At 68.2% G+C, this 15,350-nt stretch carries 13 protein-coding genes; 10 read left to right on the plus strand and 3 right to left on the minus strand.

Features of this window, described 5'->3' with window-relative positions:
* From ACIA49_RS13230 to ACIA49_RS13245, 4 genes are all read left to right on the plus strand, one after another.
* Positions 1–1,050 (plus strand): type III polyketide synthase, encoded by a 1,050-nt coding sequence (locus ACIA49_RS13230; RefSeq protein ID WP_396377380.1) that lies wholly within the window; start codon positions 1–3, stop codon positions 1,048–1,050.
* Positions 1,047–1,556 (plus strand): isoprenylcysteine carboxyl methyltransferase family protein, encoded by a 510-nt coding sequence (locus ACIA49_RS13235; RefSeq protein WP_396377381.1) that lies wholly within the window; start codon positions 1,047–1,049, stop codon positions 1,554–1,556. The genes ACIA49_RS13230 and ACIA49_RS13235 overlap by 4 nt, the downstream gene beginning before the upstream one ends.
* Positions 1,553–2,566, plus strand: a complete 1,014-nt coding sequence (locus ACIA49_RS13240; RefSeq protein ID WP_396377382.1) for an NAD(P)/FAD-dependent oxidoreductase — start codon at positions 1,553–1,555, stop codon at positions 2,564–2,566. Before ACIA49_RS13235 ends, ACIA49_RS13240 begins: the two co-directional genes overlap by 4 nt.
* Positions 2,567–2,659: 93 nt before the next feature.
* A complete protein-coding gene (locus ACIA49_RS13245; protein ID WP_396377383.1) occupies positions 2,660–3,280 on the plus strand; it encodes a DUF305 domain-containing protein in 621 nt (206 codons plus the stop codon).
* A gap of 209 nt (positions 3,281–3,489) precedes the next feature.
* On the opposite strand, the gene ACIA49_RS13250 is transcribed toward ACIA49_RS13245, so the two are convergent.
* Positions 3,490–5,028, minus strand: a complete 1,539-nt coding sequence (locus tag ACIA49_RS13250; protein ID WP_396377384.1) for a PucR family transcriptional regulator — start codon at positions 5,026–5,028, stop codon at positions 3,490–3,492.
* A 90-nt stretch (positions 5,029–5,118) separates the two neighbouring features.
* Between ACIA49_RS13250 and ACIA49_RS13255 the strand changes: the two genes are divergently transcribed.
* Positions 5,119–6,384 (plus strand): NAD(P)/FAD-dependent oxidoreductase, encoded by a 1,266-nt coding sequence (locus tag ACIA49_RS13255; protein ID WP_396377385.1) that lies wholly within the window; start codon positions 5,119–5,121, stop codon positions 6,382–6,384.
* Positions 6,385–6,613: 229 nt separating this feature from the next.
* Here ACIA49_RS13255 and trxA read toward each other — a convergent pair whose 3' ends face one another.
* Positions 6,614–7,003 (minus strand): thioredoxin, encoded by a 390-nt coding sequence (gene trxA, locus ACIA49_RS13260; RefSeq protein WP_396377386.1) that lies wholly within the window; start codon positions 7,001–7,003, stop codon positions 6,614–6,616.
* 67 nt (positions 7,004–7,070) lie between these two features.
* Positions 7,071–7,946, minus strand: coding sequence for an aldo/keto reductase (locus ACIA49_RS13265; RefSeq protein ID WP_396377387.1), 876 nt, complete (start codon positions 7,944–7,946; stop codon positions 7,071–7,073).
* A gap of 634 nt (positions 7,947–8,580) precedes the next feature.
* Between ACIA49_RS13265 and ACIA49_RS13270 the strand changes: the two genes are divergently transcribed.
* From ACIA49_RS13270 to ACIA49_RS13290, 5 genes are read left to right on the plus strand one after another with little or no spacing between them, the layout of a single operon-like run.
* Positions 8,581–9,669, plus strand: coding sequence for a conjugal transfer protein (locus tag ACIA49_RS13270; RefSeq protein ID WP_396377388.1), 1,089 nt, complete (start codon positions 8,581–8,583; stop codon positions 9,667–9,669).
* A 49-nt stretch (positions 9,670–9,718) separates the two neighbouring features.
* Positions 9,719–10,006 carry a hypothetical protein gene (locus ACIA49_RS13275; protein ID WP_391545675.1) on the plus strand — a complete coding sequence of 96 codons (288 nt, stop codon included), beginning with the start codon at positions 9,719–9,721 and terminating at the stop codon, positions 10,004–10,006.
* Entirely contained in the window at positions 10,006–10,572 is a 567-nt protein-coding gene (locus ACIA49_RS13280) for a hypothetical protein (protein WP_396377389.1), read from the plus strand. The genes ACIA49_RS13275 and ACIA49_RS13280 overlap by 1 nt, the downstream gene beginning before the upstream one ends.
* Positions 10,569–13,370, plus strand: coding sequence for an ATP-binding protein (locus ACIA49_RS13285; protein ID WP_396377390.1), 2,802 nt, complete (start codon positions 10,569–10,571; stop codon positions 13,368–13,370). The genes ACIA49_RS13280 and ACIA49_RS13285 overlap by 4 nt, the downstream gene beginning before the upstream one ends.
* Complete coding sequence (locus ACIA49_RS13290) at positions 13,367–15,349, plus strand: hypothetical protein (RefSeq protein WP_396377391.1); 1,983 nt, start codon at positions 13,367–13,369, stop codon at positions 15,347–15,349. Before ACIA49_RS13285 ends, ACIA49_RS13290 begins: the two co-directional genes overlap by 4 nt.
* The last annotated feature ends 1 nt before the right edge of the window (position 15,350 follow it).

Here is a 15,350-nt window from a genome sequence, read left to right on the forward strand (position 1 = left end):
ATGACGCGGATATCAGCGGTCCGGCCCGCGTTGCCGCCGTACCGGTATCAGCAGGAGGAGCTCACCGACGCCTTCGCTGCGATCTGTCTGCCCGACGGTCGCGGCAATGCGCTGCTGCGGAGACTGCACGCCAACGCGGGCGTCTCCTCACGTCACTTGGCGCTTCCACTGGAGCAGTACGCCGAGCTGAAGGACTTCGGCGCCGCGAATGACGCGTGGATCGCCACTGCGGTCGATCTGGGCGCAGAGGCCGTCGCTGGTGCGGTAGCGGACGCGGGACTCGAGCTGTCCGACGTCGACGTACTGATGTTCACCACGGTGACCGGAGTGGCCGCCCCGTCCATCGATGCGCGCGTTGCGATGCGGCTGGGCCTGCGGGAAGACGTGAAGCGGCTACCGCTCTTCGGACTCGGCTGTGTGGGTGGTGCGGCCGGCATAGCCCGTCTGCACGACTACCTACTGGCCTGGCCGAAGCAGGTCGCCGTACTGCTGTCTGTGGAGCTCTGCTCGCTCACTCTGCAGCGCGACGACTCCTCCCTGCCCAATCTGGTCGGAGGAGCACTTTTCGGTGACGGTGCGGCCGCAGTGGTGCTGACCGGGTCCGAACACCCAGCCGCCGCCGGTCCGTCGGTGCTGGCGACCCGGAGCCGTCTCTACCCGGAATCCGAGCGCGTCATGGGCTGGGACGTCGGGTCAGGTGGTTTCCGGATCGTGCTGGGGGCGGATGTGCCGGAGGTGGTGCGGAAGTACCTCGGTGGCGACGTACGGGGCTTCCTGGACGACCATGGCCTGACTGTGCCCGAGATCGGTACGTGGGTGAGTCACCCCGGCGGACCGAAGGTTCTGGAGGCAGTGGCCGAAACACTCGAGCTGCGGCCCGGTGCGCTCGACCTGACCTGGAAGTCGCTCGATGCGGTCGGCAACTTGTCCTCGTCGTCGGTACTGCACGTGCTCGGTGACACGCTCGACCTGCATCCTTCGGGGATGGGCCTGCTCCTCGCCATGGGCCCGGGATTCTGTTCCGAGCTCGTCCTCCTGGAGTGGCAATGAACTGGTACATCGTTCTCGTGGTGCTCGTAGGACTCGAACGCGTGGCCGAGCTGGTGGTGTCGCTGCGCAACGCCAAGTGGAGCTTCGCCCAGGGCGGAGTGGAGTCCGGCAAGGGGCACTACCCGTTCATGGTGGTCCTGCACACCGGACTGCTGTTCGGGTGTCTGGCGGAGTCGTTCCACCGTTCGTTCATCCCAGCACTCGGCTGGCCCATGCTCGCGCTGGTGATCCTGTCGCAGGGATTGCGCTGGTGGTGCATCAGCGTGCTGGGACAACAGTGGAACACCCGGGTGATCGTCGTACCGGGTCTGCATCTCGTGGCGCGCGGACCGTACAAGTTCATCAAGCACCCGAACTATGTGGCCGTGGTGGTTGAGGGGATCGCACTGCCGCTCGTCCACACCGGCTGGATCACCGCTGTCGTCTTCACGCTGCTGAACATCCCGCTGCTCGCCGTACGCATCCGCTCCGAGGAAGCCGCGCTGAACGCAGCCCTGGTCAAGTGATCGACCTCCTGGTGGCCGGCTGCGGCCCTGCTGGAGCCGCGACCGCTATCCGGGCCGCTCTGGCCGGTCTGTCCGTTGTGGTGATCGAGCCTCGCCAGGGCCCGATCGACAAGGCCTGTGGCGAGGGGATCGCCCACAGCGCTGTCGACTACCTGGAACGCCTCGGCGTCACACTGCACGGACGTCCCTTCCACGGCATCCGCTACCTCGATGCAGACCACTGCGTCGACGCCCGCTTCACCGCCGGCCCCGGCCTAGGCGTCCGCCGTACAACTCTCCACCAAGCCCTGCTCGACCGCCTGGCGGACCTGAACGTTCCCATCGACCACACTCGTGTCGGACCGATCACCCAGAACGACACCTCCGTCAGCGCCGCCGGACACACCGCCCGCTATCTGGCCGCCGCCGACGGCCTCCACTCACCCATTCGCCGCCAACTGGACCTGGGCGGTACGACGGGAGCCGCGCGTCGGGGACTCCGGCAGCACTTCCACGTGTCTCCCTGGACAGAGCTGGTGGAGGTGTACTGGTCGGAGCTGGGCGAGGCCTATGTGACGCCGGTGGCCGAGGACCTCGTCGGCGTAGCCATCCTCACCACCGCCCGCGGCACCTTCGACTCACACCTGGACGCGTTCCCCGCACTCAAGCGCCGCCTCTCCGGAGCCACACCCGCATCGGCCGTCATGGGAGCCGGACCGCTCCGCCAGCACGTCCACCGTCGGGTGTCCGGCCGAGTGCTCCTCGTCGGCGACGCAGCCGGCTACATCGACGCGCTCACCGGCGAAGGCATCGCTGTAGCCCTCCGGACCTCAGCTGAACTCGTCGACTGCCTCAGCGACGACAGACCGGCCGACTACGAGGTCGCCTGGCGGCGGGTGTCGCGTGAGTGCCGTCTGCTGACCGCATCGTTGCTCTGGGCCCGCAATCGCCGCCTGCTCGCGCCGCGCATCGTCCCGGCCGCAGCGCGGCTTCCCGGCGTCTACGCGCAGATCGTCAATCGGCTGGCCTGAGCTGTCGGCTTTCCGCCACCCTCTGTACCTCCTCGACCACGCTCGGTACCCTCGCGGCAACCGCCCCCTCCTTCGCTTTCGAGGAGTCCGCCCATGAAAGCTCTCCCTGTCCTTGCCCTGCTGGCCGCCCTCACCGGTTGCGGATCCTCGGTCGCGGCCTCACCTCCTGCGCCGGCACCTAGCGCGTCCGCACCTAGCGCGTCCGCACCTAGCGCGTCCGCACCCAGCGCGTCCGCTCCCAGCGCGTCCGCGACCGAGTGGAAGATCGATCCGTCGTTCAACTCCGACGACCTGGCCTGGATCGAGCTGATGATCCCGATGGACGACCAGCTCCTGCGGGTGCTGGCCATGGCGGAGAAGCAGGCCGCCGACCCGGCCGTGCGGGCGTTCGCGACCGCGGTGGCCGCCGGACACCGCACCGAGGTGGCGCGGTTCAAGGCGACCCGGACCCGCTCGGGCCTGCCGGTCCGCAACCCGCACGAGGGCCACGACATGCCCGGCATGATGACCGAACCCGAGATCGTTGCCCTCGGCAAGACCTCCGGACCTGCCTTCGACCAGCTCTTCGTGACGAACCTGAAGGAGCATCTCGACGAATCGATCCTGCTGGCCGAGAACATCACCAAGACCGGCAAGGACGCCGCGACGAAGAAGCTGGCCGTTTCGATCATGAGCAGCCGGGCGGCACAGCTCAAACAGCTCGCGGCACTCTAGAAACATGTGTAGGCCCGGCGGTCGCTCAGACAACCGCCGGGCCCAGTGGGTTTGAGCTCCCTGGTGAAGAGCTCAACCCCGGTCACTCCTCGAGCTCCCTGGTGAAGAGCTCGATCAGCGACAAGGAAGACTCTGTCAGCCGGATGTTGCTCAACCATTGCCGGTAAATGAAGCCTTGTTACATGAGCCTGTGGCATAGATCTCAGTGCTCAATGCTCGGTGCGGACCGCCGCGATCTGCAATTGCAAGGCCAGTCGTGCTACTGGATCACCCAGATCGAGCGCGGTGATCTCGCCGATCCGCTTCATCCGGTGCCGCAAGGTGTTGGTGTGCAGGTGCAGCTCGCGGGCCGCGCGCTGCGGCTGCCCCGGAAACTCCAGCCACGCTTGCAAGGTTTCGACGAATCCGGTGTCGTGCTGGATGTCGTGCCGGAGCAGTGTCGCGAGCGGACCGTCCATCTTGTTCACGTCCAACGACATGACCGCTCGGTGAACAGTCAGCACGTGCCACGCCTCCTCCACCCGCAATACCGGTCCGGACGCGACCCCACGCCGTACAAGGCCTAGCAGTTCGACCGCCTCGGCCCGTGAGCTCGGAAGGTCGGCAGGACCGCGCGCAGGACCGCCGGCCGCAGCTATAGAGCCCTTCGCGTGGTCAGCCACCAGCTTGGCCAGCCACGTCCACGAACCAGGGCCTTCTCCATCCGTCACGACAGCTAGGACAGTCCCGTCCAGGTCGGCAAGGTGCGGGTCGCTCCAGCCGTGCCGCCGCCCGGTCGACTCCCACAGGTCGAGCTGCTGCGGTACGTCGTACCCCTCCGGCGACGCGAGCGCGACAACCCGCCAGGGCTGAGGTGGCAGCCGTACGTCGACCGGGTTGTCCGGAGAGAACTGGCGGAGCAGCGTCCGCAGCCGATCGATCGCACTGCGCCGCGCCACGTCGGCCTGAGCCCGCAGCCGCAGCATGTGTAGTGCCAGCACCGACGCGGCGTTGCTGAGCTCGGTCATCACCTCAGTACTCACCGCACCGTCCACCACAGCCCAGATGGACCCCAGCCACTCACCACCAGCCCGCACCGGTACGACGAGGCGCGGGCGGATGCCGTTGGGTCCGGCTGGAACCAGGAACGGCTCACTCGACCGGGCCAGCCGCCGGAAGATCCCTCTGGCCCGGAAGTGCGCGATCACCTCAGGCGGTACCCGGCGACCGACGATGGTGGAGACGCGGGCCGGGTCGGTGAAGTCCTGACCGGAGGAGTACGCCAGAACGCGCGACTGGTTGTCTTCGATCGTCACCGGCGCATCCACGATCGCCCGGGCGGCATCGGCCAGTGCGAAGAGTTCCTGGTGCACACCGGCGTCACCAGCGACGGGGGAGTCCGGGGCGGCCGCTCTGTCGATCACACCGCGCAGCAGCCAGACCACGTGGGCCCAGGTCACGCTCGGCTGCAGTGCGACCAGCGTGAGCAGCCACCGCTCGGCTGCTGCGACCACGGCCGGTTCGCGGGCGAGCGTCGTACGGAGGACGACTCCAGAGGCGTTGCCGGCCGCGCAGCGCTCCACGAGCTCCACTGCGTCCTCAGCGTCGCGTAGGCCGAGTCCGAGGACCAGATCGCCCGGGTGGCCGGTCGCAGGCTCCTGCGGGTCGGCGAGGAAGACATCCCGCACTTCGCTGTCGCCTTTGCCCGGCACCACCACCTCGAACAGGGCAGGACCGACAGCGGCGACCAGGTCAGGCGCGGTGATCATGAGGTTATTGTGCGCTGAGCACAGTCATTTGTCCCGCGAATGGTGTGATCGCACCATGACAGCCGTCTCCGGCGGACGCACCATCAATACATGGTCGCTGCAGACTCCACACACATCGTCCCCGATCGCGTCGCCGTCGTCGGCGCGGGCATGGTTGGTCTGGCCACCGCCTGGTTCCTCCAGGAGGCCGGCGTCGAGGTCACCGTGCTCGACCGCGAGGGTGTCGCCGCAGGTGCGTCCTGGGGCAACGCCGGCTGGCTGACGCCCGGCCTGGCCACCCCGCTGCCGGAGCCTGCCGTCCTCAAGTACGGCGTCCGTGCGGTGCTGAGCCCCTCCTCACCGGTGTATGTCCCACCGACCGCGAGCCCGCGGCTCCTCAATTTCCTCACCCGCTTCGCTCGCAACAGCACCGCCGGACGCTGGAAGACCGCGATGGAGTCGCTGGTCGGCATCAACCGGCAGGCCCTGCCGGCCTTCGACTTCCTGGCCAAGGCCGGGGTCGAGGCGCAGACCTACGAGGCCAAGTCCTTCCTGGCCGCCTACCGGACCGAGGCCGAGCGCAGTGTGCTGCTCGAGGAGATCGAGCAGATCCACGCCGCCGGCCAGGGCATCGAGTTCGAGGCGATCACCGGTGACGACGCCCGCGAGATCGAGCCCTCGCTGTCCGACGAGATCGGTGCCGCGATCCGGCTGCACGGTCAGCGCTTCATCAACCCCGGTGAGTACGTCCAGTTGCTGGCCGACTCCGTCGTCGCCCGCGGTGGGCAGATCATCACCGGCGTCGTGGTGAAGGACATCGTGGACGAGATCCGCGGCGTCCGCCTGGTCACCGGTGACGGTGAGACCGATCCGTTCGACGCAGTCGTGATGGCGACTGGCGCCTGGCTGACCGATCTGGCCAAGCGGTTCGGCGTACGGACCGTCGTACAGGCTGGTCGTGGCTACAGCTTCAGCGTGCCGATCGCGCACGTACCTGCCGGTCCGGTCTACTTCCCGGCCCAGCGCGTCGCCTGTACGCCGCTCGGCGACCGCCTGCGCGTGGCCGGGATGATGGAGTTCCGCAAGCCAGAGGCGAAGCTCGACCCGCGCCGGATCGACGCCATCGTGGAGGCGGCCCGGCCGCTGCTGCGCGACGCCGACCTGGACGCCCGCACCTTCGAGTGGGTCGGCCCGCGGCCCTGCACTCCGGACGGCCTGCCGATCATCGGTGCCACCGCGTCGCCGCGGGTGTTCGCCGCCGGCGGTCACGGCATGTGGGGCATCACGCTCGGCCCGATCACCGGCCAGTTGCTGGCCGAGGCCATCACCACCGGCCGTACCCCGGCCGAGCTCGCCCCGTTCGACCCCTTGCGCTGAATTCTTTCCAAGGAGGGACTGGCGTCGACCGGTCCCTCCGCCCGGTCCTGACCAAGCGGTCGAGTGAACCACCTCCGGACGGCAACCTCACCCGCCCGGCAACCACCAGGTTTCACTCCACCGCCACGGTCAGCACCCGGAGCGGGCCCTGGCGATGATCTCCTGCCCAGGGCCCGCTCCCATCAACGAAGAAGCCCCCGACATGCGCCGGGGGCTTCTTTGCGGTGTATCAGTGCGTGTGCGGCTCAGTGCCGTGCTCGGCCTCGTGCGCCGCGATCTGCGCCCGGACCTCTTCCATGTCCACGGCGCGCAGCTGCTTGATCAGGTCCTCGAGTGCGGCGCTCGGCAGGGCGCCCGGCTGCGAGTACAGGACGACGCCGTCGCGGACGGCCATCAGGGTCGGGATCGAGCGGATCTCGAACGCCTGGGCCAACTCGACCTGGGCTTCGGTGTCCACCTTCGCGAACTTGATGTCCGTGTGCTCCTCGGACGACTTCTCGAACACGGGCCCGAACATCTTGCACGGACCACACCACTCCGCCCAGAAGTCGACCAGGACGAGGCCTTCGCCCCCGACGACCGTGTCGAAGTTCTCCTGGGACAGCTCGACCGTTGCCACTACGACCTCCGAAGTTAGACGACTACACGCGCTTCAACACCGAACCACCCGCGAGTGTTCCCGGCGCTCAGATCGGCATGTCGATGAACGGGGAAGCGTAGTCCCGGACCTCCTGGAGGATCGACGCCGCGTCCTCGGCGGACAGCTCGGCCCGCTCCTGTTCGGCGGTGATCATCTGTTTGAGCAGCCGCGTCTCGCCGGCCGTGGCCAGTCCGGTGATCTCCGGATGCCCGTTCAGCAGCCAGGCTGTGGCCGCCGTCACATAGCGCTGTTCATCGAACGGGCGGTACCACGTGTCGTACGTCTTCTCCTCGCCGTCCCGCCAACCTCGCCGGGCGATCATCTTGATCGTCATCAGCGCGGCATCCGAGGCCTGTACGGCGTCCACCAGCTCGGCGTAGTCCGCGGCGTACTGGGGATCCGTGGAGAGGTGGTAGTTCAGCGGCGTGAGCACACTGTCGAAGTCGAACCGGCGCAGACCCTCACGGTGTACGGCGGGCGCCTGCGCGGTGTGGCCGGTGATCCCGATGGCCGAGACGAGGCCCTCCTCCTTGGCCCGGATCGCGGCCTCGAGCGAGCCGCCCTTGCCGGTCACGAGGTCGAGGTTCTCCAGATCACAGACCGCATGCATCTGGATCAGGTCGACGTGGTCGGTCTGCAACCGCTCCAGCGAACGATTGATCTCGCTCCAGGCCTCCTCGAAGGTCCGGCGGCCGGTCTTGGTGGCGAGGAAGATCCGGTCCCGGATCTCCGGCATCCGCGGGCCGAGCCGCAGCTCCGCGTCGCCGTAGTCGGCCGCGACGTCGAAGTGGTTGATCCCGGCGTCGAGCGCCTCCTGGATCGAGGCGTCGGCCCGGTCCTGGTCGACGCCGCCGAGCGAGGCCGCGCCGAAGATCAGCACCGAGCTCTGGTGGCCGAGCCGGCCGAGTCGGCGAGTTTCCATCCTGGTCCTCCAGGGGTAGCAGGGGGTACTGCGACCCTATGCCCGGTGCGGAGGGTTTTGACCCCTCGCCACGGGGAGAGTTTTCCACAGGGGAGTTCGCGGATCGGTTACTATGCGTGATCAGTTGGTGTGATCTTCTACCCTGTTGTTCGCACGGATTTTCGAATCTGTCCGCGGCGTGTGGCAGGGTGTGCGCTGCCCGATCGACACGGCGGGAATGAGAGAGGAGCTATGGCGACGGTACCGAAGGTGTCACGCTTGCGGTTCGAGGGTGATACTGCCCGCGAGTGGGGTAACAGTATGGCTGCGGGGAGCGATGGAGCATCCGGATCCTGGTCTCAGGTCTCCCGGTGGACAGTCGCTTGCCGTATTCTCCCGGCTACTGTCCGCGTAACTGCTGTCTGAGGGGCGGGTAGCGATGAGTTGGTGGCGAACGGTTCTGAATCTGCCGCCAAAAGGTGAACACTGGTCGGACCAGCGGCGGCCCAAGAAGGCCGCCCGGGGACGCCCACAGAACACCGCACCGGAGTGGTGGGCCCACCCCGATGGTCCGGTGTCACCCACCCCTCGCCAGGCACAGGGGGTAGCTGCGCAGTACGCGGCACCTCAGACTCCTCCGCCGCCTGGCGGAGTGATGGCTCCGCCTCGCCGTCCCGGTGCGCGTCCGCCCGAGCAGCCCGGTCCGCCGGTGCAAGGTCACCCGCAACCGGGTCAGCCGGTTCCGGGGGAGCAGGTCGGTCCTGGTCCCGGTCAGCGCCAGCCGGAGCGGTTGCGGCAGCGATCGCCGCATGGCGCCCACGCGGCACCCGGTCCGGCTCGGCAGGTGCTGGAGCCCGGTCAGACCCCGTGGGCGACCGAGCCCGAGTCGTCGTTCTCGACGTGGGCCCGGCGGTTCTTCCGCGGCCTGGTGGTCGCTGTTCTGCTGCTCGCGGCGATCAGCGGTATCCGGTCCTGGATCAGCCCGAACCGGACTCCCCAGACAGTGGTCGGCGGCCAGACCAGCTTCCCGGTCGACGAGGCGCGGGCCATCGCGACGCGGTACTCGATCTCGTACCTGACCTGGGACGAGGCGAACCCGGATGCCCGCCCGGCACAGGTCGGCCTCGACCTGGCCGCCGGTCTCGACGGTCGCGCCGGCTGGAACGGGCGCGGCAAGCAGGTCGCGCTGATCGCCTATCCGGGTGAGGTCAAGGTCGATCCCGGTGGTGTGGCCGCGACGGTCGACGTCCGCGTGCGCGTCCAGCAGTACTACCTCAAGGGTCGCGCCATGACTCCTGGGGCGATGGCCTGGCAGCGGGTGTCCGTGCCGGTCGCGCGGACGGCCGCGCGGGCGGTGGCCAGCGGGCCGCCGACGTTCGTCCCGGACGGCCGTGCACCGCTGCCGGACAACATGCCGGGAGCCGGCGTACCGGACGATGATCTGGCCGCTGCAACGATCAAGGACGCCGAAGCGTTCTTCAGCGCGTATGCGGAGTCCGACGACAAGGTGTCGGCGGTGGCTTCGCCCGGCTCGAGCATCCGCAGCCTGAACGGCGCCGTGAAGTTCGGGGAACTGAAGGACTGGCAGGTCTACACCGGTAACGACAACGAGCGGCGGGCGACCGCCGCCGTCACCTGGAAGGGCGTGGGAGACACCACGCTGGACCAGACGTACACGCTCACGTTGCGGCGTACTGTCGCGACGGACGGAGCACAGCGATGGCAAGTGGCTGCCGTCGGATGACCACAGCAACCCGCCGTCGGATGACCGAAGCACCAAGGGAGACACCGCAATGACGACGCACGAACTGGCTGCGAGCGTGGTTCAGCTCGTCGCGCCACTGGCCGACCCCAATGTCCCGACCGGCGCGGATTTCAAGGACTGGGTCCTGGTCATCGCGGGCAACATCTTCATCGCGATCCTGGTGCTGCGCGCGATCGGCCACTACTTCAAGCGCGAGTGGGGCGAGCTGTTCGGCCACATCGCCGCCGGTGTCCTGGTCGGGGGGCTGATCTATGCGAACAACCAGACCATCAATGTCCTGAAGGGCTTCTGGGGACTGCTCTCCGGGGGTAATTGATGCGCGTCGGCCGTACCCTTACCCACCACTTCGAGATCGAGACCCGGCAGTACGACCTGCTCGGGATCGACCTCGGTGAAGGCGCGCGCCGCCGGATGATCATCTTCGGTGCGGTGATCATCCTGGCCTGGATCGCGCTGCTGTTCCCGTTCGTCGGGGTGCCCCAGAAGGGCACCGTCAGCCTGTACGTCGTCCCGCCGTTCGTGATCACCGCGTTCGGCTGGCGGCCGGGCAAGTTCCACGAACGCCGCCGCCGCGTGACCGAATGGGCGCTCGCCGTCCGCTACGCGTTGCGCGCCCACCGCCCGATCATCGGACTCGGCGCGCGGGCCGCCGACAAGACGGAGTACCTGCCGTGGCGTGAGCGCGTCGCCACCCAGAAGGTGGCCAACCTGGCGAAGGCCCGGGTGACGCCGGAATGGGAACGCGAGGTCGTGGTGGAGCTGGATCCGATGGTCCGCGCGGGTGCGGACATCACCGTGAACCAGCGTGCCCGCCTGCTCGGGGCGGACCACGTGCAGAGGGTCAGTCGCAGGAATTCGTCAGGGAAGACGAGGCACGAATGAAGATCGCTGACAAGCTCCTGAACCTGGTCGGGGTCGGCCGCGAGCGCGGCCTGCCGCCGCCCCGGCTGGTGGCCATCGCCGACGGTCTGCTCGTCACCGAACGCAGCGCCGAGGCGTGGTTCCTGATCTCGGTGGCGAACACCGACCTGGCCACCGAGGCCGAGCAGGACGCCGCTCTGGACGCCGCGGTCAGCGCCGCCGCGACCATCCTCGGCGACCGGCTCAGCCACCTGAAGGTGGTCTGGGGCCGCTCGACCGGCCAGGACTACATCGACTCCGTGGCGGGCCACTACCGGCTCGGCGACCACGAGGCCTGGGCGCAGACCCGGGCCGACCGGATCGACGAGATGCGGATGCCCGAGCGGTACGTTGCTCTCGGCGTCCACCTCAGCGACCGCGACCCCCGTGCGACCGCCCAGGTCCGCGGGTCGATCAGCGACGCCCTCGGCACCACCTCCTGGCGTGTCAGCGCGCGCGAGCTCGCGCACCTGGACGAGCGGGTCCGCAAGCTCGGCCGACAGCTCGGTTCGACCGTCTGGCGTGCCCACACCGCCCCGGCCGAGGTCATCTCCTGGCTGATCAGCCGGGAAATGCACCGCGGCGCAGTGGCCGCCCCGCGCCGTGGCCTGATCACCGGCGCCTCGCTGGCCCGGCTCACCTCCGGCCGCGTCGTGCCCTACACCGATCACCTGCGCATCTATGACTCGCGCGGCCAGATCGCGGCGTACACGACCGTTCTCGCAATGACCGACTTCCCCGAAGAGCTCGAGACCCCGGGCCCGGGGGAGTGGCTGCGGACGCTGTCGGAGATCAAGGCGATCGACGACGACGGCGACGAGATCGACGTAACCGTCGAGGCCTCGGTCCGCTTCCGCGTCCTCACCAAGAAGACAGCGCGGCACCTCGTCGACGAGACCCGCAAGAGCGCCAAGGAACAGCGCCGCTCGGCCGCCAAGGGCACCGCGGAGGAGACCGCCGACGAGATCGTCGAGACCGAGCGCGTGATGCGGGAGGTCAAGCGCGACATCAACCGCAGCGGCCTCACCCTGGTCGAGGACCACCCCCGCCTGCTGGTCAGCGCGGACACCCGCGAAGACCTCGAGGCGTACGTCGACGCCGTCATCGCGCACTACGCCGACCGCGGCATCACCGTCGCCCCCGGCGCGGACGAGCAGCGCGACCTGTGGCTCGAGTCCCTGCCCGGCGACCAGCTCCGCGTCCCGGACCTCGGGCACGTCCGCGAGTCGACCGCCTTCTTCGGTTCCTGGTTCTGGGGCGGCGCCTCGATCGGCGACGCCACCGGTCCCGCCATCGGCTACCTGACCGGCTCGACCCCCGGCCTCGTCCGTTTCGACGCGGCCGCCGGTTCGGCCCTCGGTGACGCGACCACGACCCTCTTCCTCGGCCGTTCCGGTCGAGGCAAGACGACCGCCGCCATGCTCGGCGGCCTCGACTCCGCCTTCGCCGGCGCCTGGGTACCACTCCTCGACCTCAAAGGTGACGCCGCCGGTGTCTCCGCGGTCGCCGCGGAGTACGGCGTACCGACCGCTGTCATCGAGATCACCGCGCAGTTCTCCGGTGCCGCGGACCTGCTCCGCGTCCTCCCGGTCGACGACGCTCTCCTGCAGGCGCCGTCCCAGCTGATGCTCCTGCTCCCGCCGCACCTGCGCGGCGCGGCCGAGGCCCCGGTGATGGCCGCCACCCGCGCCGAGATCCAGTCACCCGACCCCTCGTCGTGGGGCGTCATCCAGCGCCTCTGCAACTCCGAGTCCGAAACCATCCGGACCGTCGGCTTCGCCCTCCGCGACCTCGTCGAAACCGGCCTCGGCTCCGTCGTCGCCGGCCCACCCTCCGGCCTGTCCTCCCTCACCACCAACCCGGGCCTCTGGGTCGTCCAGATGCCAGGCCTCACCCTGCCGTCCCCCGAGTCGGCCCCCGAGTCCTGGTCCCCGATCGAACGCGTCGGCATGGCCTGTCTCCGCGGCTGCCTCGCCTGGATGGTCCGCACCACCGGCCGCCGCGAGTTCCGCGGCCGCTCCAAGGTCGTCATCGTCCCCGAGGTCCACCTGCTGACGAAGACCCCCGACGGCGCCTCCTTCCTCGACTACATCGCCCGCGTCGGCCGCGCCCTCGGCGCCTCCCTGGTCCTCGACACCCAGGACCCCGCCTCGATCCTCAAGCTCCCCGGCCTCGTCGAGCAGATCACCACCCTCTTCGCCTTCAGCCTCCGCTCCCGCGAACAGGTCGACTCCCTCCTCGAACTCCTCGGCCGCCCGCAGACCCCGCCGTACCAAACCCTCGTCCGCGGCATCAACACCGCAGCCAACGGCAAGTCCATCCGCCACGGCCACTGCATCATGCGCGACCGCTGGGACGAAGTAGCCACCGTCCAGATCGACATCCCCAGCCAGCGCGTAGCCGCCCTCCTCCGCACCACCCCAGAATCCGAACACGCCAACACCCCGGCCCCGGCCCTCCCCGCCGACCCCACCCCCGCCGACCCCTTCGCCGACGACGAAGACCCCCAAGACCTCATCGAACCCGCCGCCACCGCCACCGCCCAATCCGAAGCCCACACCACCCACCCCCCCATCGACACCCCCGCCCCCACCCCACCCCCCGCCCCCACCAACGGCCACCACCCCCCAACCCGCCACGAGGCCCCCATCGGCCCCGACGACGTCTACGACCAAGAAGCCGACGCCCCCGACTACAACGAAGCCATGTACCCCGCCTACGCCGACTCCGAAGCCGACCCCCAGCACCCCCCCAAAGGCAACAAGGAGCACGTCGCATGACCTGGGCCCGCCGCCTCCGCACGGCGGTCACAGTCCTGTGCGTCTCCTTCGTGGTGACGGCTCAGCTAGCCCTGGCAGCAGACCCGGCCCCAGGCCCGACGAACCCCACCGGCTTCGGCGACCTCCTCCCCACCCCCGACCTGACCCACGGCGACACCAGAACCCTCTTCGAGCAGTACAGCCCCACCGTTTACGGCCTTGACTTCGAGACCAGCCTGCGCGACCCGATGGAGGCAGTCTTCAACGGCTACGCGCACATGGTGATGCTGTACATAGTCGCGATTACCCGCGCGGCGATCTCCGTTGGCTGGTGGCTGTTTTCATTCACCGACATCAAACCGCTAACCGACACTGCGTCGTCGGCGATCGGTCTGGTGAATACGCAGCTTGCAGGCTGGCTGCTGCCTTCGGCTCTTGCGTTCGGTGCGATTGCGGCGTACGCACAGCGGAAGGCAAGCGGCAGTGCACTGGGGCAACTGGTCTGGGTCTTCGCAGCTGGCCTCTTGGCGATCAGCTTTGCTGTGTCGCCGAACGTTTGGCTGAACGGTGTCGACGGCGCTCGGCAGGTTGGATCCGATGCCGTGGTGGGAACCTCGACCGAGGTGCTCGGAGGAACGTCGAAGGTACCGATCGAGTGGACTGAGCCCGCATTTTCGGGCACGAAGCGCGACACGCTCTTGCGGAAATCAGGTGACGCAACCTGGCGCGCATTTGCGGCGACACCGTGGTGCGTTGCCGAGTTCGGATCCCTTGCTGCCTGTCAGCGTTACGGTAAGGCCATCCTGGACAAGGGGACGGACGGCGATGCGCGCAAGAGTTACATCGACAATGAGATCAGCAAGGCCGAAGGCGGAGGCGATGCGCCGACGGTCAAATGGGCAAAGGGTGACAATCCGTTCGGCAGAGTCGGGGTACTTACCCTCGGGGCGATAGCCGCCACATTGTTTGCATTCCTCACTATCTCGCTGGCCTTTACGGCGCTGATGGCGTTCATCGGATGCATGATCCTCCTTGTCGTCGGAGTCCTTTTCACCTGTCTGTGGGCCATTCCCGGACGTACCCGGCAGTGGGGGATGAACTGGTTCGAGGCACTTCTGGGGCTGGTTCTTCAGTCGATTCTCGCGCTGCTGGTCTTCTCGACGTCCCTCGCTCTGGTCACAGCTGTCTTCAGCCTGACCGACACCCTTGGCTGGCTCCCTGTGAGCGGCCTTGCGATCGCGGTTCTCATCGCAGGATTCCGGCTGCGTCGAATGTTCGAGAGCATGAGTTCGATGATGCGCCCAGGAATGGGGAGTCTGGTCATGGGCGGGCTAGCTCGTCGAGGCGCGATGGGCGCCGTACGGCGCATCATGGGCGCAGTGGGAAGCCGAGCGGCAAGTCCGTCTCTCGGCGAGCGGGCAGGTCGGAGCGGAGCGCAGGAGGCGCAATCTCAGCGCGTGGCTTCTGTTCGGCTCTTCCGTCAGGCGCCGGCGCTCGGTTCCAATCTTCGAGAAATCGCCTCTAGGCAAGCCCCTGCTCATTCAATCGGTTCTTCCGAACGACGCGCCATCGAGCCTGCGTCGGGAAGTACCGCCGGGGCGTCTCGTAAGGATGGTCAGGCCGGCAATGTCAAGGATCAGGCTCGAGCCCTCGCTGCAGGACAAGTTCAAGCGACGCCGACCGCTGGGGCGTCGTCTGGCGGACGCAGAACGGTCACCGTAGGCGTAAGCGGAGCTCCCGCAGGCCAGGCCGGTGGTTCAGGTAGCGGTCCGAAGACCTCTGATTCGCGGCAGGCACGTCACGCGAAGCAGGATGCGAAGCCCGCTTCGCACAGCAGATTCGAGCCAAGGGTCCATACTCATTCCGCCAGCCTCCGCGATGGTCCTCCCAAGGTTGTCCGCGAACGGCGCAAGCCGCAGTCGACGGGAAGCCGCAGTTTCCGGGAGTACTCAACCGTCACCAAGGACGGTGTGACGGTCATGGTGCCGAACCGTAGGTGAC

This window comes from Kribbella sp. NPDC051587 (genome assembly GCF_044453945.1).
Taxonomy (GTDB): Bacteria; Actinomycetota; Actinomycetes; order Propionibacteriales; family Kribbellaceae; genus Kribbella.